Below are 17,506 nucleotides of genomic sequence, written 5' to 3' on the forward strand. Positions count from 1 at the left end.
GTCAGGCCTCCGCCTTCGTTTCAGCCCGGGAAAAGCGCCGCTCCAGCACGATCACCGCCCAGGCGACCAGCGCCACGACAAGGCCGGACACCAGGAAGAAGCCGGACGTACCGATGATCGAACCGATCGTCTCGGAGGCGAGATAGAGCGTCTCGGCGGCGAAGGTCGCGTAACCGAGATAGCGCACCGCGCCGTTCTCCTTGCCGGACAGCGCGATGCCGGCGATGGCCGCGACGAGCGTGACGATGCCGAGGAACAGCCGGTTCGCCATGTCGTCGAATTCGGCATGCAGCACGAGGAGGCCGACCGCCAGCACCAGATACGAATAGAAGGCCGGCGCCGCGCCGGCGCTGCGGGCGAGCGCATGGAGCGGCGATTGCGGCGCGGCGGCAAGGAGATAGGCGACAGCGCCGAAGCCGGCGATCGCGATGGCGGTTCCGGGCGTCTCGTATTCGCCGTAGATGAAGGCGAGCCAGGCGACGAGCAGCAGATAGGCAAGATGGCGCACCCGCGCCGCGCCGGTATAGCGCACGAGAAGGATGACGACGACCGCCATCAGCGGCATCAGCCAGAGCAGCACCGTTTCGTCGACGTTGTAGGATTGCGTCCAGTCGGCGCCGGACACGACGAAGGCGAGGAACCCGGCAATGGCCGTGACGGCGCCGGAGCGGAAGAGCGCGGCGGCGGCGACCGCGCCGGCGAACCAGACGAGCATCGCCTGGAACGTATCGCCGGACAGATGATACATCTGCCCGACGAGCGCGATCGCGCCGCCGAAGGCGAGCGTGCCGAAGACGAGGAAGGCGGCCGCCAGCCGCCCCGCACCGCGGGTGGTCAGCACCGCACCGGCAAGATAGGCGCCCCAGATCAGGACGACGATGCCGACGAGCCGGACGAGCCGCGGGATCGCCTCCCAGTTGGCCGCGACGAGCAGCAGCACCGCGGCCGAAACGAGCAGCGCCGCGATGATCATCAGCACCCGCCCGAGGCTGAAGGAACCGGGGCGGGAATCGTATTCCCGCAGCAGGCGCCCGGCCGTCGGGGCGTCGAGCAGGCCGTGTGCCGTCCAGTGTTTGAGATCGCGCTCCAGCCTGCCCCTGTACATCCGTTCCCGCTCCGTTCGCAAAATGCCTGCGATTCCTGCCGATTCCGGCACTGTCAACAGGGACGATACAGATAGGCCGGAAATTCGCAATCGGAGCAAAAATCCGCAAAAAGAGCATTTATTCGCCGTTCCCGCCCTTGAAGACGGGCCTGCGACCACCGAGATTAACTGGAAATAAGGAATAACCTGATAAAACTGGCCTCGACAGGCCGATTTTGACCGGTGGTTTCGGACATGCAGATGGCGCATATCATCCATGCTCATATTGCACTGCACAAAATCAACGGACGGGTCTATAGTCCAGACATCGGATCAGAAGCGATCCGGCCCGCCGATCAAGGCGCCGCGTAACGTAGGGCGACAGAGAAACGGGAAGGCGAATTGGTCGAACGCCTGGCATGACGCCGAAGGACCCGAGCCGCGGAAACGGGGATCGACAGGAATTCGGAACGACGCACTCCTCCTCCCAAGTGTCGTTTCGATACGATTGGCAACACTCCTCCTCCCAGTTGCCAATCACTCTTAGTGACGCCCGCTGGATCTCCTCCCCCAGCGGGCGTTATTATTTGCGCCAGACGCATGGCAGCCCGCCCGAAGGCAACCAAACACCCCGAACAGACACTCTTTCCGCCCAAAACCTGGGCAACATTCGTCTATGCGCCGCAAGATCCATGCATTAGACGCATAGGTGCCATTCCCATCTCGCGCTTCCCCGCAAGGCGGGCACGATCTATATAAGTCTCATCGGTCGGGCGACGATCTCCTCCTCCCAACGTCCCCCGACAGGATTGGCGGCCCTCCCTCCTCCTCCCAGGCTGCCAATCGATATCAGCAACGCCCGCCGGATCTCCTCCCCCGGCGGGCGTTGTTTTTTTGCACCGCACCCAACCCGTGATGCATTGCGGCTTAACTCTTGTGGCCGAAAGCCCGGATTTTCGCCAGAATTTTGCCGAAATTTCCGCTTGACATGCTCAAAATGCATAGGTGCCGTGCTGTAACAGCGCTGTTCTTTTCGGCGGTGCAGCGTATAGTCCAAGCCATCAGATCGGGGCGGCGCCAAGGACGAGCGGCCGCCCAGCAGGAAGCCCAAGAAAGGGGTAAGAACATGAACCTGGCACGCTCTTTCAACAACTGGCGCAAGTACCGTCAGACCATCAGCGAACTCGGCCGTATGTCGGACCGGGAACTGCGCGACCTCGGCATCGGCCGCAGCGATATCCCCTATATCGCCCGCAAGGCTGCCAACTAAGCCGAACGACCTTCAACGGTCCCTTTTCGAACGCCCTCCGGTTTCCGCCGGAGGGCGTTTTCGTTTGCCTGTCTTTTTGCGCCGCACAATGTCGCAATTCTCTCTCAGCGACACGCGACGCGCCATCGACCCGGCGCGACGCCTTTCCCCTATCCGCCTGGAATAGCGGAATTTTCTCCGAAAGATGCCCGTGAGCGGACCATCTGCCCGATTGGCGGTCGTCTTATTGCACAAATGCATAGCAGATGCATTTTCTTTGCACTGCACATTAACCGGCGCATCGCCTATATAGAGTTCACACACCGGCGAGACAGACCTGCCGGCCAACACGTCGAGGAGACGACCATGAACCCGATCCGCATTGCAAAGAACTGGATTTCCTACCGCCGCACGATGAACGAACTCGGCAACCTGTCGAACCACACGCTGTCCGACATCGGCCTGACCCGTTACGACATCCGCGACATCGCAGCCCGTTCCTTCCGCTAAGACATAGCCGGTTTCCACCGCTGCGGCCGGAAACGGCGACGCGCGAGGAACGCTTCAAACGGCACCATACGGTGCCGTTTTTGATTCCGGCTTTTCAATCTCCGCGATGGAAGTCGGTCCGTGGGCATGGTAACGAACCGCCCATGACACAGACCTCTTCCCTTGCTCCCATCCACGTCATCGGCGGCGGCCTTGCCGGCTCGGAAGCCGCCTGGCAGATCGCCGAGAACGGCGTCCCCGTCATCCTGCATGAAATGCGCGGCGTGCGCGGCACGGATGCCCACAAGACGGACGGCCTTGCCGAACTCGTCTGCTCCAACTCCTTCCGCTCGGACGACGCGACCAGCAACGCGGTCGGCGTGCTGCACGCCGAGATGCGGCTTGCCGGCTCGCTGATCATGCGCGCGGCCGATGGCAGCCAGGTGCCGGCCGGCGGCGCGCTCGCCGTCGACCGCGACGGCTTTTCCGCCGCCGTCACCGCCGCGCTCGAAAGCCACCCGCTGATCACCATCACGCGCGAGGAGGTCACCGGCCTGCCGCCGGAGGACTGGGACCAGGCGATCATCGCCACCGGCCCGCTCACCGCCCCCTCGCTCGCCGCGGCGATCCAGGAGCGCACCGGCGCCGATTCGCTCGCCTTCTTCGATGCCATCGCGCCGATCGTGCACACGGCGAGCGTCGACCTGGACATCTGCTGGTTCCAGTCGCGCTACGACAAGGTCGGCCCCGGCGGCACGGGCAAGGACTATATCAACTGCCCGATGGACGAGGCTGAGTACAACGCCTTCATCGACGCCCTCATCGCCGGCGACACGACGGGCTTCAAGGAATGGGAAGGCACGCCCTATTTCGACGGCTGCCTGCCGATCGAAGTGATGGCCGAGCGCGGCCGCGAGACCTTGCGCCACGGCCCGATGAAGCCGATGGGCCTCACCAATGCGCACAACCCGACGGTAAAGCCCCATGCCGTCGTGCAGCTTCGCCAGGACAATGCGCTCGGCACGCTCTACAACATGGTCGGCTTCCAGACGAAGCTGAAATACGGCGCGCAGGCAGAAATCTTCCGCCTGATTCCGGGCCTCCAGAATGCGGAATTCGCCCGCCTCGGCGGCCTTCACCGCAACACCTACATCAATTCTCCGACGCTGCTCGACCGCTCGCTTTCGCTGAAGGGTCGGCCGGGCCTGCGTTTCGCCGGCCAGATCACCGGCTGCGAGGGCTATGTGGAAAGCGCCAGCATCGGCCTGCTCGCCGGCCGCTTCGCGGTTGCCGAACGGCGCGGCGAAACGCCCTCGCTGCCGCCGGAAACCACGGCCTTCGGTTCGCTGCTCGGGCACATCACCGGCGGCCATATCGTTTCGGACGACGAGCCGGGCAAGCGCTCCTTCCAGCCGATGAACATCAATTTCGGCCTGTTCCCGCCGCTGGAGGCGGGCGCGGTGACGAAGCCGGAAGGCATGAAGCGGTTCCGCGGCAAGGACAAGGCCCTCGCCAAGAAGCAGGCGACCGCCGCACGGGCGCTGGAAGACTGCGCCCGCTGGCTCGGCCGCTGATTCCTGAGCATTTCCGGTGAACCCCGGTTCACTGGAAAGGTCCAGATTCTTGTTTTTGCCGCTTTATCCGACGCCGAAGCGATTTCGCTTCGGCTGGAAATGCTCTAGCTGGTTCGCCCTGCGGTCTCGGCCCCACGTCCGGCCACCGCAGGCATGAAGCTGCCGAGCAGCCAGAGCGACACCTCCGCGGTCTCCCGCTCGTCGCGAAATTCGAAGACGCCGCCCTCGAAGGCGGCATTGGCGAATTTCACGGCGAGGCGCCTGGGGCCGGCGCTCTCCACGCGCACGGCGCCGGGCTCGATCAGGTGGCAGGAATAGTGGTGGCCGTGGGCGTGCATGCAGCCGGCCTTGCCGTCATGCAGGCGCAGGAACACGGCGCGGCCGTCCGCCGTGGCGATGACCTCGCGGATCGCCTCGTCGGGGAAGGCCCGGCCGAATTCCAGGATGGCGAGCCCCGCATCCTCGCCCGCCATTTCCTGCTCGTCCTCCCGGCGAAACACCTGGCGGAAGACGAGGCCGGCCAGAACGAGGCAGACAATGGTGACGGTCCAGAGCATCGTGCGATTCCTCCCCGAAAAACATGCTGCCGCTGTAACGGACAAGGCTTGCGCCAGTTTTGCGTCCTGCGAGGCGTTTAGAACGGCCCGCGACGCGATGCCCGCCACATCCACCACTGCCGCCGCCATTGCGACGGCTGGAGGGAACGTTCGAGCACCGCCGCGCCGGCCTTCTCCACTGCGTCCAATATAGGGCGAACGAGGGCGATCGGCAAAAAGGCCGGCCGGTTGGCCGGCGAAACGCCGCCGGCGGCCCGCGCGCGGGCAAGATGCTCCCGGCCGAGGCCGACGAAGGCGTCCACCGCCCGCGCGGCGGCGGCCGCATCGTTGCCGGCAAGCAGGGCCTCCGGCGTCAGGCCCGTGGCGGCGAGAAGATCGGCCGGCAGGTAGACCTGGCCGCGCCGCCGGTGGATCGGCAGCATCAGCAAGGTGCCCGCGACGGTCTGCGCCACGCCGGCATGTCCCGCGGCCTCGGCCGATCCGGGCGCCCCCGCCGGATCGAGGATGAGGCTTGCGAGCTGGATCAGCGCCGAGGCGGTTTCCCCGGCATAGCCTTCGAAGGCAGCGCGGCTTTCCATCGGGTCGTTGTAGACGTCGAAGATGCGCGCCTCGGTCATGTTGGTCAGCACGGCGACGGGCAGCCGATGTTCCTTCACGCAGGCCATCAGCCCGGCGGCGAGCGGATTGGCCATGGCATCGCCCTCGGCCGTGCCGTCGAGCACGTCGCGCCACCATTGCAGGCGGATCTCGCCGGGCAGCGCCTCGCGCACCACGTCGCGCACGCGGGCGATCTCCGCATTGAAGGCATAGAGCGCGGCGAGCGCGCCGCGCTTTTCCGCCGGCGCCAGCAGGCAGGCGAGATAGCGGTCGCGATCGGTGTCGCGAAGCATCGCCAGACAATGGGCGTAATGGTCTTGCCGCAGATCGGTCATGTCGGGTGTCACACGGCGATCAGCGCGGCGGCGACCGCCCGGCTCTCGGCCAGCATGACATTGAAGGTGCGCACGGCCGCGCCCGTGCTCATCGGGTCGGAGCGGACCTTGCGCTCCGTGAGCGCCGCCTTGATCTCGGCCGAAAGCGGGCGGATCTCCTTGCCCGTGCCGACGAGCAGTACCTCGATCTCGCCGGCCTCGTCCAGCACGCGCTGCAGGTCGACCAGCGTCAGCGGCGTGCCTTCCTCCTTGTCCCAGCCGTGGATGCCCGAAGGCAGGCAGAGGATGGAGCCGCGATGCGACATGTCGGCGAAGCGGAAGCCGCCATTGCCATATGCGTCGATCGGCGCACGCCCGGGGAAATGCGCCTCCCGGATTTCGATGCCTTTAGCCATTTTCTCCCGTCGCCTCCGTGACCGGCCCCTTGCCGCCCTTGCCCGGGCGGTAGCGCTCCGGCTGCAGGCGGAACAGGATGAGGATCGGTCCGGCAATGTAGATAGAGGATATGGTGCCGATCGCCACCCCGAAGAGCAGCGTCAGCGCGAAGGTGCCGATCGCCTCGCCGCCGAACAGCGCGAGGGCCGCGAGCGCGATCAGCGTGGTCGCCGAGGTGAGGACCGTGCGCGACAGCGTGCGGTTGATCGCGTCGTCGATCAGGATCGGCAGCGGCATGTGCTTGAAATGCCGGAGGTTTTCACGGACGCGGTCGTAGACGACCATCGTGTCGTTGAGCGAATAGCCGGCGACCGTCAGGAGCGCGGCGACGGCGGTCACGTTGAACTCGATCTTGGCGAGCGCCAGGAAGCCGAGCGTGAAGAACACGTCATGCGCCAGCGCGATGATCGCGCCGATGGCGAAATGCCATTCGAAGCGGACCCAGATATAGGCGGTAAGCGCAAGCAGGCCGACGACGAAGCCGAGCGTCGCCGTGTCGATCAGTTCGCCGGAAATCGCCGGGCCGACCACCTCGACGCGGCGGAAGTCGTAGTCGTCCTCCAGCTCGCCGCGGGCGACCAGCACGGAGGTCTGCTCGGCGTTCTCGCCCTCGCCGGCCGAGGTCAGCCGCACCAGCGCGTGGCGCGCGTCGCGCTGCTTCGTCACGTTCAGCACGTCGACGCCGGCATCGTTGAGGCGGGCGGTGATGTCGTCGAGATCGGCATTGCCGGCCTTCGCCTGCACCTCCAGCGCCGCGCCGCCGGTGAAATCGATGCCGGGCTTGAGCTTGCCGGCGACGAGCAGGCCGGCAATGGCGAGCGACAGCACCGCCGTCAGCAGAAAGACGCCGTTGCGCACCGCCATGAAGCGCAGGTTGAGGCTGTCGAACAAGCCGGAGCGCACGCCCTTCGGCAGGTGCGTCGCGTGGCTGCGGTTGAGCCAGACGGTGACGAGGCGGCGCGTCAGCGTGAAGGTGGTGGCGAGCGTCGCGAAAAGCCCGATGCCGACGGCAAGCGCGAAGGCGCGCACCGGCGCGGCCGAGAGCAGGAAGAGGACCGCGATGGCGATGAACATGGTGACGGAGGAATCGAGCACTGTGGCACGGGCACGGCGGAAGCCGACCAGGACCGACCGGGAGAGTTCCCGTCCGCCCTTCACCTCCTCGCGGATACGCTCGAAGATCAGCACGCTGGCATCGACGGTGATGCCGACGGTCAGCACCATGCCGGCGATCATCGACAGCGAGACCGGCGCGCCAACAAGCGCCAGCACCGCGAAGGAGAGGACCATGGCGAAGGCGAGCGACAAGGAGGCGATGACGCCGAGCACGCCGTAGAAGAAGGTCATGAAGGCGACGACGGCGGCGATGGCGACGGCGAGCGCGACGACCACCGTCGTGGCCGAGGTCGTGCCGAGCGCCGGCTCGATCGAGCGCTCCTCGATGATGGTGAGCGGCGCCGGCAGCGGGCCGCTGGCGATGATGCGCGCGAGGTTCGCCGCCCCTTGGGCGTCGAAATCGCCGGAAAGGCGGCCGACGCCGTCGGTGATGGCGCCCTGTATGCGCGAGGTCGAGATCACCTGGCCGTCGAGCAGGATGGCGATGGTGCGGCCGCTGTTCTCGCGCGTGAAGGCGGCGAGCCGTTCGGCGGCATCCGCCTTCAGCACGAATTCGATGAAGGGCTCGTCATTGGCGGCGGGCTGGGCCGAGGCGACGTCGATCGCGGTGAAGAGATCGTCCTGCCGCACGAGATAGCCGACCGGCGGCTCGCCGGTGGAGTAGAGCACTTCGGTGCCTGCCGGTGCGCCGTCCCCGATGGCCGTGTCGACCGGCACGCTGTCGTCGACGAGGCGAGCGGAAAGCCGTCCGACCGCCGCCAGCATGTCCTTGACGCGCTGCGGGTCGGTCAGGCCCGGCATGGCGACGACGATGCGGTCATGCTCGCCGCGTCCGACGACGAGTTCGGGAATATCGAGGCTCTCGACGCGGCGGCGCACCGCATCGACGGCGCCGAGCGAGGCGGCGCTTGCGGCACTCTCCACCGCATCGGCGGAAAGCACGAGGCGGAACGTGCCGTTTTCCGGTTCGCTGAGCGTGCCCAGGCCAAGGGCTGCGAGCGCCGTGCGGGCCGCATCGAGGCGGGCGGGCGCCGTCACGGTGACATCGATCGTATCGTCCGCGCCGTTGAGATCGCTATGGGGAATGCGCGCGGCGCGCAGGGTATTGCCAATGGTCTCGACGGCGGCGCGCAGGCGCTCGGCGGCGATATCGCTGCGCGAGATCTCCAGCACCAGGCGGGAGCCCCCGGTGAGGTCGAGGCCCGGAACGAGGCGATGATCCGTCATCCAGCCGGGAAGGCCGGCGGAAAGGCGGGCCGGAAGAAGGCTCGGCAGAAGGACCAGAAGGCCCGCCGCGAGGACAAGCCAGAGGGAGAAGGTCTTCCAGCGGGCGGATGGCAGCATCGCGATCTCGACTAATCCGGCGGGCCGCCGGCTGAAAACCAGTCGGGCCGTCCGGCCGGGAACGTTTCCCCGGCCAGGCGGCAGGCCAAGTCATTCCTTGACGGGTTCGCCCTTGACGCGGACTTCGCTGACGCCGCTGCGCACGACGCGGATCTTGATGCCTTCGGCGATCTCGACTTCGAGTTCGTTGTCGTCGACGACCTTGGTGACCTTGCCGACGATGCCGCCGGCGACGACCTGGTCGCCGCGGCGGATGTTCTTCAGAAGCTCATCGCGACGCTTCATGGCAGCGCGCTGCGGGCGGATGATGAGGAAATACATCACCACGAAGATGAGCAGGAACGGCAGGACCGACATGAGAATGTCTGCGCCGCCTGCCCCGCCGGGTGCCGTCTGCGCGAAGGCCTCGGTAATGAACATCAACTACTCCTTGAAATCGTGAATTCGGGTGGCCTGCGGGGCCGTTTCGGTTGCCGGAATATAGGCAAGCGAGCCTTGAATGCAACACACGTCCTTTCGAAGCGGCCTGTTTTCAAGCGCTTTCCCCCTTTTCGCGACCCGTCGCCGCATGCTACCCGGCAGGGACGCATGAGGAGAAAGAAATTGCAGGAAGATCACGTCAAGCTCTTGCTCGCCGAAATCGGCCGCATCAACGCCGCGCTGGAGCGCCTGGCCGGCCCCGCGCCCGCCGTCAACGACTGGAACGCCGCCGAGGTGTTCGTCTGGTCGCCGGCCCGCCAGCACCTGCAGCCGGTGAGGCGGCCGAACCGCATCGAGATCGAGCTGATCCGCGGCGTCGACCATGTGCGCGACATCCTCGTCGACAACACGGTGCGTTTCGCCCGCGGCCTGCCGGCCAACAACGTGCTGCTCTGGGGCGCGCGCGGCATGGGCAAGTCCTCGCTGGTCAAATCCGTCCATGCGCTGGCCGCCGAGGAGACGGGCGGCAGCTTGAAGCTGGTGGAAGTGCACCGCGAGGACATCGCCACGCTGCCGGCGCTGATGGATATCCTCAAGGAAGCGCCCTGCCCGGTCATCATCTTCTGCGACGACCTGTCCTTCGACCATGACGACACGTCCTACAAGTCGCTGAAGGCAGCGCTCGACGGGGGTGTGGAAGGCCGGCCGGACAATGTGCTGCTCTACGCCACCTCCAACCGCCGCCACCTCCTGCCGCGCGACATGATGGAGAACGAGCAGTCGACGGCGATCAACCCGTCGGAGGCGGTGGAGGAGAAGGTCTCGCTCTCCGACCGCTTCGGCCTCTGGCTCGGCTTCTACAAGTGCAGCCAGGCCGAATATATCGAGATGATCGACGGCTACGCCAGGCACTTCGACCTGGGCATCCCGGCCGAGCAACTGCATGCGGAAGCGCTGGAATGGTCGACGACCCGCGGCTCGCGCTCCGGCCGCGTCGCCTGGCAATATGTGCAGGACCTTGCAGGCAGGTTGGGCAAGCCGCTCGTCAAATAAGGGACGACGGGCCGGCCTCCGCGTGCCGAGGTCCTTCTCCCGCCTCCGATGTGCCCGGAACGTGAAAGGCCCGGTCGAGCCGGGCCTTGGTGTCTTTCCGAAAGCGATCGCCCCTATTCCAGAAAAGTCATCGGGTTGACCGGCGTGGCGTTCTTGCGCACCTCGAAGTGAACCTTCGGGCGGGTAGCGTTGCCGCTCATGCCGGAGGTGGCGACGGTCTGGCCGCGCTGGATCTTCTGGCCGCGCTGGACATTCAGGTCGCCGGCATGGCCGTAGACCGTGACCGTGCCGTCGTCGTGGCGCACGAGGACGGCGTTGCCGAGTTCCTTCAGGCTGGAGCCGGCATAGATGACCACGCCGTTTTCGGCGGCCTTGATGGGCGTGCCCTCGGGAACGGAGATGTCGATACCGTCATTGCGGTTGCCGTCGACATTCGCGCCGTAGCCGGCGATGACCGCGCCGCGCACCGGCCAGCGATACTTGCCGATGCCGGTCGATTCGGGCGCCTCGTCCGTGACGTCGGATTTCGCCGCCACTTCCGTGACCGAAACGGTCTTCACCGGCGCCTTGTAGGCTTCCGGCTTCTTCTCTGCCGTCTCGACGGCCTTTTCCTTCTTCGCCGGAACCGATGCGGTCACCGTCTTGTCGGTGGTCGTTTCGGCCGCGGCCACGCTGCCGCCGGCCGGGATGACGAGATTCTGGCCGATGCGGATCGAGGCGGTCGTCAGCCCGTTCGCCTTCTTCAGCGCATCGACGGAAACGCCGTTGCTGCGCGCGATCTTGGCGAGCGAATCGCCCGGCTTGACCTCGTAGCCGCCCTTGCCCTTGCCTTCGCCGGCATCGGCGACGTTCGAATTCGTCTGGTCGCTCTCCGACTTCAGCTTCTCCCGATTGGAGGTGGTCGGCAGGATGGCGACGTTCTGCTCGCCCCTGCGCTCCGGCGTCGGCAGCTTGTTGTCGACCTTCAGCGTGCTGTCGGTCGAGGCCTTGGCGGCGCTTGCCGTGGTGCTGAAGGTCGGGATGACGATCCTCTGGCCCGGCTCGGCATCCGAGGCGCGCTTCAGGTTGTTGGCCGCGAGGATTTCCTTTTCCGGCACGCCGTAGCGGTTGGCGAGCGTCTTCACGCTCTCGCCCTGGCGCAGCATGACGACCGGCGCATTGGCGGTCGACCAGCCGGCCTTGCCCTTGTTGACGGTTGCCGTCGTCAGCGTATCGGCATCCTCGACGATGGCCTTCGCCTTGCGCCCGGGAAGCTGCTGGCCGAGGGCGACCTCGCGCTCGGCGGCCTGGCGGGCGCCTGCGGTCGGGTCGACAAGCTCGCCGCGCTGGACACTCATCGGCGTCGTCGCGAGCCGTGTGCCGGAACCGCCGGTGGTCGCCGTGTTGATCGGATCGTAGGAAACGGCGCCCTGATCGGGGAACGGCTGGTTGAGCGCTTCCTCGCGCGAGCCGAGCTGGTCGGCCGTCGCGAACTGCTGGCCGTTGCCGACAGTGCCGCGCGGAACCGGATTGCCACCGAACAACGTCCGGCGCGGGACCGAACTCGTCGTCATATTGTCCTGGCCGGAGGAGGAGAAGAGACCGCCGAAACGCGAGGCGTCCGAGCTGCACCCGGTCGCGACGCTGGCCAGCAAGACGGCAACCGCGAGGCGGGTCGCGGTCCTGGCAAAACTCGGCGATACACTCTTACGCATATGATTACCCAATCGGTACGCTACTTGATGTGGACCGATTAAAGCGCGTTAGAGTTACTGCCCGGTTAAAGCAGGGCTATCCGTATTGGTTTTTTGGTGAATTGATAACCATGGCGCGTCCGCGCCGCCGCGGCAAAGGCTTCAGAAGCCGGTCGCGTACATGGTGTCGGCGCGCGAGATGCGGCTGGTGACGACGCGGGCGGCGTTCTCGAAATCGACCTGGCTCGGCTGGAAGATCGCCGAGATGGGGGTCGCGCGCCTGCTGCCCTTGCCCTCGCCGGCGGTGGCGTTTTCGAGGGCGGCATCGGGCGCCGTCATGTCGAGGGCGCTTTCATTATAGGCGATGGCGTGCAGCGCCGTGACGGCCGGCTCGCGCGTGCCGGCATAGCGGGCGCTGCGCTGGTCCTCGGCCGGCATGCTGTCGAAATATTCGATATAGGCGCGATAATAGGCCTTGCGGTCGCCCTCATCGAGGAAGTGGCCGAAAGCGGCATATTCGCGCTTCTCCAGCGCATCGGTATCGAGGTTCTCGCGCTCCGCTTCGGTAAGGGCGGGCTGACTGTAAGCCGTCTCTTCCCGTGCGACATTGAGGACGAGCAGCGCATCGACCGAAAGGCCGACATGGGCGGACGGGTCGTAGCTGCCGCCGGCCAGATTCGCGGTCGAACCGGCCTCGGTGCTTTCCTCGACGGCCTTGCCCGCGGCCTTGGTCGCAAGGTAGGCGAGGCTGTCGCTGGTCGAGCTGCTGGCGATCCTGTTCGAGACGTGCATTTCCCTCTCCATCGGAACGGCCGTCGCGTTGGAAAACCGGCGTCCTGGGTGGAAGTTTCTGCTTCGTCACCGGCCTACGCCCCGAAGCTTGCGCGAAGCTTGCGCTGGTTAACAAAAGGTTAACGCGCTGTATTCGCGTCAGGAATTCGCGCGGAACGCGCAGACGGGCGCCCCGCCCATGCCGGTTTTCCGGCAAAAACGCGAAAAGGACTCAAGAGGCGGAGGCCTGCCGGACGAGAACGGACGGGTTGCGGGGACGGGTCAGAGGGCCTGTGCCATCTGGGGGACGATCGGCAGGTAGGGCACGTCGAAGAGGTCTTCGCGGTCGAAACGGCTGCCGGTCTTGACCAGCTTCAGCATGCGGCATTCGGTTTCGCCGACCATGACCGGGGCGATCAGCATGCCGCCGGACACGAGCTGCTCGGCGAAGAAGCGCGGCAGGGCGGGAAAGGCTGCGGTGACGAGGATACGGTCGAAGGTCCCCTCGCCCGGCATGCCGTTGCTGCCGTCGGCCTGGCGCACGATGACGTTGCGGATGCCGGCCTTCTCGATCGACTGCTGCGCGTTGGTGGCGAGCGTGCGGTAACGGTCGACCGTCAGCACGCGTTCCGTCAGGCGGCCCATGACGGCGGCGGTGAAGCCGGAACCGGTGCCCACCTCCAGGATACGCTGGCCGGCCTTGAGGTTCAGGAGATGCAGGAGCCGCACGGCAAGGTCGATGCCCTCCATGAAGGAACCGCAGTCGAGCGGCAGCACGCGGCGCGAATAGGCCTCGCCGGCGAATTGCGGCGGCGCGAAAAGCGTGCGCGGCGTCTGCTCCACGGCGGTGAGCAGGTCGAGATCGTTGATGCCCTGGCCGCGCAGGCGCAAGGCCAGCGCGGCAAAGCCCTCCTTCTCGATCACCCGCCCCGTGTTCAATCCACGTCCTCGCCGTTGAGCACGCGCTGCACGCGGTCCAGCACGGTATAGTCCGTGAGGTCGAGCTTCAGCGGCGTCACGGAGATCTTGTGGTTCTTCACCGCATGGATATCCGTGCCGGTGCGGAAATCGCCCTTCCGCTCGCCGAAGCGCAGCCAGTAATAGGGGAAGCCGCGCCCGTCCTCGCGCTCTTCGATCGTCAGGCCGAAATCGAGCTTGCCCTGGCTGGTGACCTCGACGCCCTTGAGGTCCGCGGGCGCGCAGTTCGGGAAATTGATGTTGAAGAAGGTCCAGTCCGGCAGCTCGACATCCATGAGCTGGCGGATCAGCTTCGGTGCGAAGCTTTCGGCCACCTCCCACGGCACGACGCGGCCGCCGGCATGGTGGTAGGCCTGGCTCAGCGCCATGGACTTGATGCCTTGCAGCGTGCCCTCGATCGCCCCGGCGATGGTGCCGGAATAGGTGACGTCGTCGGCCATATTGGCGCCGACATTGACGCCCGACAGCACGAGGTCCGGCTTCTCGTCGAGCACTTCGCGCACGCCCATGATGACGCAGTCCGTCGGCGTGCCGCGCAGCGCGTAGCGCTTGTCGTCGATCTTCCTGAGGCGCAGCGGCTCGGAGAGCGTCAGCGAATGGGCAAGGCCGCTCTGGTCCGTCTCCGGCGCGACGACCCAGACGTCGTCGGTCAGTTCGCGGGCGATCCGTTCGAGGGCCGCGAGGCCCTCGGCGTGGATGCCGTCGTCGTTCGTCAGTAGAATGCGCATGTCGTTTCCGCCTCCGCCTCAGGCAGCCTTCTCGATCTTCTTCAGGCCGCCCATATAGGGCAGCAGCGCGTCCGGCACGGTGACCGAGCCGTCGGCGTTGAGGTAGTTCTCCATGACGGCGATCAGCGCGCGGCCGACGGCCGTGCCCGAACCGTTCAGCGTGTGCACGAACTTCGTCGCCTTGTCGTCCTTGCCGCGGTAGCGCGCATTCATGCGGCGGCCCTGGAAGTCGCCGCAGACCGAGCACGACGAGATCTCGCGGAACGTATCCTGCCCCGGCAGCCAGACTTCCAGGTCATAGGTCTTGCGCGCGCCGAAACCCATGTCGCCGGTGCACAGCGTCATGACGCGGTAGTGCAGGCCGAGACGCTTCAGGATCTCCTCGGCGCAGGCCGTCATGCGCTCGTGCTCGTCGATCGCGCTTTCCGCGTCGGTGATCGAGACGAGCTCGCACTTCATGAACTGGTGCTGGCGCAGCATGCCGCGCGTGTCGCGCCCCGAGGAGCCGGCTTCCGAGCGGAAGCACGGCGTAAGCGCGGTGAAGCGCAGCGGCAGCTTCTCCTGGTCGAGGATCTCCTCGCGCACGAGGTTGGTGAGCGAGACCTCCGCGGTCGGGATCAGCCAGCGGCCGTCCGTGGTGCGGAACAGGTCCTCGGAGAATTTCGGCAGCTGGCCGGTGCCGAACATGGCGTCGTCACGCACCAGCAGCGGCGCGTGCACTTCCGTATAGCCGTGCTCGCCGGTGTGCACGTCGATCATGAACTGGCCGAGGGCGCGTTCGAGGCGGGCGAGCTGGCCCTTCAGCACGGTGAAGCGCGAGCCGGCGATCCTGGCCGCGGCCTCGAAATCCATGTAGCCGAGCGCTTCGCCGATCTCGTAGTGCTCCAGCGCCTTGTGGTTCCAGCCGGGCTTGCTGCCCCATTTCAGCTTTTCCACATTGCCGGTCTCGTCCGTGCCGACCGGCACGTCGTCGAGCGGGATGTTCGGGATGCGCGACAGGGCGTCGTTGAGTTCGGCCGTGACCTGGCGTTCCTCTTCTTCCGCCGCGGGAAGCTGGTCCTTGATGGCCGAGACCTCGGTCTTCAGCCTCTCGGCAAGCTCACTGTTCTTGGCCGCCATCGCGGCGCCGATCTCCTTGGAGGCGGCGTTGCGGCGCGACTGCATGTCCTGCGCCTTCTGGATGACGCTGCGGCGCTTCTCGTCGAGATCGATGAGGGCCTGTGCCAGGGGGCTCGCGCCGCGCTTTGCAAGAGCGGCGTCGAGAGCGGCGGCGTTGTCGCGGATCCATTTGATATCAAGCATTGTCGTTCCAGGCGTTCCGTGGATTGAGGCCCACCCGCGCCCGGCAGCACAGTGCGGCAACGCCGAAGATCAGGCCTTGTCGGCCTCTTCCGGCGTCGCAACGACCTCGTTCTCCGCATCCTGCGCGTTCGAGGCGCTCGCCCGCTGCCGTTCGATGAGTCGGGCCGTATAGATGGAAATCTCGTAGAGAAGGATGGCCGGCAGCGCAAGGCCGATCTGGGAAACCGGATCGGGCGGCGTCAGCACGGCGGCGACCACGAAGGCGATGACGATCGCATATTTGCGCTTGTCGGCGAGCGCCTTCGAATCGATGAAGCCGGTCCGCACCAGAAGCGAGGACACCACCGGAAGCTGGAAGACGAGGCCAAAGGCGAAGATCAGCGACATGATGAGGCTGAGATATTCGGAGACCTTCGGCAGGAGCTGGATCGAGACCTGCCCCTCGCCGCCGCCCTGCTCCATGGCCAGGAAGAACCACATGACCATGGGCGTGAAGAAGAAATAGACGAGCGCCGCGCCGATCAGGAACAGGACCGGCGAGGCGATGAGGAACGGCAGGAAGGCGGCGCGCTCGTTCTTGTAGAGGCCGGGCGCGACGAATTTGTAGACCTGCTGGGCGATGACGGGAAAGGCGATGACCAGCGCGCCGAACATGGCGACCTTGATCTGCGTGAAGAAGAATTCCTGCGGCGCCGTGTAGATCAGTTCGACATTGCGATGCGAAAGCCCCGCCCACTCCACCGACCACTTGAAGGGCAGGACGAGCAGGTTAAACAGCTGCTTGGCGAAATAGAAGCAGACGAGGAAGGCGACGAAGAATGCGCCGACGGCCCACAGCAGGCGCTGGCGGAGCTCGATCAGGTGCTCGATGAGCGGCTGGGGCTTGTCTTCGATGTCGCCGCTCATGCGTCGCCCTTCTTGGTCTTTGCAGTTCTGGCCCGTACGGGCGCCGCCTTCTTCTCGGCGGACGCCTTTGCGGCCGGCTTCTCGGCGGTTTCAGCCTTGGCGGCCGCCTTGCGCGGCTTTGCCACCTTGTCGGCGGCGGCCGGCTTCTCTGCCGCCGTCTTTTTGACCGGCCCGGCCTTCAGCGGCACGGCCGCGACGGGCTCGGCCGAGGCAGGCGTCTGCGCCTCGGACGGCACGGCGACCGGCGTGCCGGCGGTGACGCTTTCGGCCGGCGTTGCGGGCGGCGCGACCGAGGAGACGGAACTGGTCGTCTTCTGCAGGTCCGCCTTGATCTCGTCGCCCATCTGGCGCAGCGGATTGACCGCCTCGCGGATGGTGTTCAGCGGATTGAGCTTCTGCGCCTCGCCGATCGTCTTCTTGACGTCCTCGAGGTCCGCTTCGCGCAGCGCCTCGTCGAACTGCTGGCGGAAATCGCTCGCCATGCCGCGCATCTTCGTCATCATGCGGCCGAAGGTGCGCAGCATCTGCGGCAGGTCCTTCGGACCGACCACGATGATCAGGACGATCGCGATGACGAGTATTTCGGTCCAGCCGACATCAAGCATAGGATATTGTCCTCATGGACCGCGAACCGCCGCTCGCGGCCGCCGGGTCAGGCCGCACGGGCCGACCCGGCAAATCCAGGTTCGACGCCGGTCACTTGACCTCGTCGGCCTTGTGGTCGACGGTCTTGGCCTTGTCGGCAGCGGCGGCCTCGTCGTCGGACATGCCCTTCTTGAAGCTCTTGATGCCCTTGGCGACATCACCCATCAGTTCCGGAATCTTGCCGCGGCCGAACAGCAGCAGCACCACCACCAGAACGATCAGCCAATGCCAGATGCTGAATGAACCCATA

Annotated in this window: 18 protein-coding genes; 4 read left to right on the forward strand and 14 right to left on the reverse strand. The window is 66.0% G+C overall.

The window, feature by feature from the left end; translation table 11 throughout:
- Position 1: 1 nt before the first annotated feature.
- Positions 2–1,105 (reverse strand): DUF2157 domain-containing protein, encoded by a 1,104-nt coding sequence (locus tag AB3G45_RS16935; protein WP_367831667.1) that lies wholly within the window; start codon positions 1,103–1,105, stop codon positions 2–4.
- A 1,105-nt stretch (positions 1,106–2,210) separates the two neighbouring features.
- Here AB3G45_RS16935 and AB3G45_RS16940 point away from each other — a divergent pair.
- From AB3G45_RS16940 to trmFO, 3 genes are all read left to right on the forward strand, one after another.
- The gene (locus AB3G45_RS16940) at positions 2,211–2,354 is read left to right on the forward strand and encodes a DUF1127 domain-containing protein (RefSeq protein WP_367831668.1); all 144 of its coding nucleotides are present in this window, start codon (positions 2,211–2,213) and stop codon (positions 2,352–2,354) included.
- Between the two features lie 345 nt (positions 2,355–2,699).
- The gene (locus AB3G45_RS16945) at positions 2,700–2,843 is read left to right on the forward strand and encodes a DUF1127 domain-containing protein (RefSeq protein WP_023511883.1); all 144 of its coding nucleotides are present in this window, start codon (positions 2,700–2,702) and stop codon (positions 2,841–2,843) included.
- A 143-nt stretch (positions 2,844–2,986) separates the two neighbouring features.
- Complete coding sequence (gene trmFO / locus AB3G45_RS16950) at positions 2,987–4,396, forward strand: methylenetetrahydrofolate--tRNA-(uracil(54)-C(5))-methyltransferase (FADH(2)-oxidizing) TrmFO (protein ID WP_367831669.1); 1,410 nt, start codon at positions 2,987–2,989, stop codon at positions 4,394–4,396.
- Positions 4,397–4,500: 104 nt separating this feature from the next.
- Here the strand turns inward: trmFO and AB3G45_RS16955 are convergent, their stop codons facing one another.
- The 5 genes from AB3G45_RS16955 to yajC form a co-directional block, all read right to left on the reverse strand.
- Positions 4,501–4,953 (reverse strand): hypothetical protein, encoded by a 453-nt coding sequence (locus tag AB3G45_RS16955; RefSeq protein WP_367831670.1) that lies wholly within the window; start codon positions 4,951–4,953, stop codon positions 4,501–4,503.
- A 77-nt stretch (positions 4,954–5,030) separates the two neighbouring features.
- Positions 5,031–5,885, reverse strand: coding sequence for a phytoene/squalene synthase family protein (locus tag AB3G45_RS16960; protein ID WP_367831671.1), 855 nt, complete (start codon positions 5,883–5,885; stop codon positions 5,031–5,033).
- Positions 5,886–5,893: 8 nt separating this feature from the next.
- Positions 5,894–6,280, reverse strand: a complete 387-nt coding sequence (locus AB3G45_RS16965; RefSeq protein WP_367831672.1) for an Mth938-like domain-containing protein — start codon at positions 6,278–6,280, stop codon at positions 5,894–5,896.
- Complete coding sequence (gene secD / locus AB3G45_RS16970; RefSeq protein ID WP_367831673.1) at positions 6,273–8,780, reverse strand: protein translocase subunit SecD; 2,508 nt, start codon at positions 8,778–8,780, stop codon at positions 6,273–6,275. The genes AB3G45_RS16965 and secD overlap by 8 nt, the downstream gene beginning before the upstream one ends.
- A gap of 90 nt (positions 8,781–8,870) precedes the next feature.
- A complete protein-coding gene (yajC, locus tag AB3G45_RS16975; RefSeq protein ID WP_367831674.1) occupies positions 8,871–9,200 on the reverse strand; it encodes a preprotein translocase subunit YajC in 330 nt (109 codons plus the stop codon).
- Positions 9,201–9,383: 183 nt separating this feature from the next.
- On the opposite strand from yajC, the gene AB3G45_RS16980 reads away from it, so the two are divergent.
- Positions 9,384–10,253, forward strand: coding sequence for an ATP-binding protein (locus AB3G45_RS16980; RefSeq protein WP_367831675.1), 870 nt, complete (start codon positions 9,384–9,386; stop codon positions 10,251–10,253).
- A 113-nt stretch (positions 10,254–10,366) separates the two neighbouring features.
- On the opposite strand, the gene AB3G45_RS16985 is transcribed toward AB3G45_RS16980, so the two are convergent.
- The 8 genes from AB3G45_RS16985 to AB3G45_RS17020 form a co-directional block, all read right to left on the reverse strand.
- A complete protein-coding gene (locus tag AB3G45_RS16985; RefSeq protein WP_367831676.1) occupies positions 10,367–11,947 on the reverse strand; it encodes a peptidoglycan DD-metalloendopeptidase family protein in 1,581 nt (526 codons plus the stop codon).
- Positions 11,948–12,088: 141 nt separating this feature from the next.
- The gene (locus AB3G45_RS16990; protein WP_367831677.1) at positions 12,089–12,718 is read right to left on the reverse strand and encodes a hypothetical protein; all 630 of its coding nucleotides are present in this window, start codon (positions 12,716–12,718) and stop codon (positions 12,089–12,091) included.
- A 261-nt stretch (positions 12,719–12,979) separates the two neighbouring features.
- Positions 12,980–13,636 (reverse strand): protein-L-isoaspartate(D-aspartate) O-methyltransferase, encoded by a 657-nt coding sequence (locus AB3G45_RS16995; protein WP_367831678.1) that lies wholly within the window; start codon positions 13,634–13,636, stop codon positions 12,980–12,982.
- The gene (surE, locus tag AB3G45_RS17000) at positions 13,633–14,403 is read right to left on the reverse strand and encodes a 5'/3'-nucleotidase SurE (RefSeq protein WP_367831679.1); all 771 of its coding nucleotides are present in this window, start codon (positions 14,401–14,403) and stop codon (positions 13,633–13,635) included. The genes AB3G45_RS16995 and surE overlap by 4 nt, the downstream gene beginning before the upstream one ends.
- Before the next feature lie 18 nt (positions 14,404–14,421).
- Positions 14,422–15,705 (reverse strand): serine--tRNA ligase, encoded by a 1,284-nt coding sequence (gene serS, locus AB3G45_RS17005; protein ID WP_367831680.1) that lies wholly within the window; start codon positions 15,703–15,705, stop codon positions 14,422–14,424.
- Between the two features lie 69 nt (positions 15,706–15,774).
- On the reverse strand, positions 15,775–16,611 hold the full coding sequence (gene tatC, locus AB3G45_RS17010; RefSeq protein ID WP_367831681.1) for a twin-arginine translocase subunit TatC: 837 nt from the start codon (positions 16,609–16,611) through the stop codon (positions 15,775–15,777).
- Positions 16,608–17,216, reverse strand: coding sequence for a Sec-independent protein translocase protein TatB (gene tatB, locus AB3G45_RS17015; protein WP_367831682.1), 609 nt, complete (start codon positions 17,214–17,216; stop codon positions 16,608–16,610). Before tatB ends, tatC begins: the two co-directional genes overlap by 4 nt.
- 91 nt (positions 17,217–17,307) lie before the next feature.
- Entirely contained in the window at positions 17,308–17,505 is a 198-nt protein-coding gene (locus tag AB3G45_RS17020) for a twin-arginine translocase TatA/TatE family subunit (RefSeq protein ID WP_367831683.1), read from the reverse strand.
- Position 17,506 lies beyond the last annotated feature (1 nt).

The sequence above is a fragment of the Shinella sp. S4-D37 genome (genome assembly GCF_040812195.1).
In the GTDB taxonomy this organism is placed as follows: Bacteria; Pseudomonadota; Alphaproteobacteria; order Rhizobiales; family Rhizobiaceae; genus Shinella.

Excerpts from the sequence above, each read along its gene's own strand:
- AB3G45_RS16935 (WP_367831667.1), bottom strand. The coding sequence starts at position 1,105 with ATGTACAGGGGCAGGCTGGAGCGCGATCTCAAACACTGGACGGCACAC.
- AB3G45_RS16940 (WP_367831668.1), top strand. The coding sequence starts at position 2,211 with ATGAACCTGGCACGCTCTTTCAACAACTGGCGCAAGTACCGTCAGACC.
- AB3G45_RS16945 (WP_023511883.1), top strand. The coding sequence starts at position 2,700 with ATGAACCCGATCCGCATTGCAAAGAACTGGATTTCCTACCGCCGCACG.
- trmFO (WP_367831669.1), top strand. The coding sequence starts at position 2,987 with ATGACACAGACCTCTTCCCTTGCTCCCATCCACGTCATCGGCGGCGGC.
- AB3G45_RS16955 (WP_367831670.1), bottom strand. The coding sequence starts at position 4,953 with ATGCTCTGGACCGTCACCATTGTCTGCCTCGTTCTGGCCGGCCTCGTC.
- AB3G45_RS16960 (WP_367831671.1), bottom strand. The coding sequence starts at position 5,885 with ATGACCGATCTGCGGCAAGACCATTACGCCCATTGTCTGGCGATGCTT.
- AB3G45_RS16965 (WP_367831672.1), bottom strand. The coding sequence starts at position 6,280 with ATGGCTAAAGGCATCGAAATCCGGGAGGCGCATTTCCCCGGGCGTGCG.
- secD (WP_367831673.1), bottom strand. The coding sequence starts at position 8,780 with ATGCTGCCATCCGCCCGCTGGAAGACCTTCTCCCTCTGGCTTGTCCTC.
- yajC (WP_367831674.1), bottom strand. The coding sequence starts at position 9,200 with ATGTTCATTACCGAGGCCTTCGCGCAGACGGCACCCGGCGGGGCAGGC.
- AB3G45_RS16985 (WP_367831676.1), bottom strand. The coding sequence starts at position 11,947 with ATGCGTAAGAGTGTATCGCCGAGTTTTGCCAGGACCGCGACCCGCCTC.
- AB3G45_RS16990 (WP_367831677.1), bottom strand. The coding sequence starts at position 12,718 with ATGCACGTCTCGAACAGGATCGCCAGCAGCTCGACCAGCGACAGCCTC.
- surE (WP_367831679.1), bottom strand. The coding sequence starts at position 14,403 with ATGCGCATTCTACTGACGAACGACGACGGCATCCACGCCGAGGGCCTC.
- serS (WP_367831680.1), bottom strand. The coding sequence starts at position 15,705 with ATGCTTGATATCAAATGGATCCGCGACAACGCCGCCGCTCTCGACGCC.
- tatC (WP_367831681.1), bottom strand. The coding sequence starts at position 16,611 with ATGAGCGGCGACATCGAAGACAAGCCCCAGCCGCTCATCGAGCACCTG.
- tatB (WP_367831682.1), bottom strand. The coding sequence starts at position 17,216 with ATGCTTGATGTCGGCTGGACCGAAATACTCGTCATCGCGATCGTCCTG.
- AB3G45_RS17020 (WP_367831683.1), bottom strand. The coding sequence starts at position 17,505 with ATGGGTTCATTCAGCATCTGGCATTGGCTGATCGTTCTGGTGGTGGTG.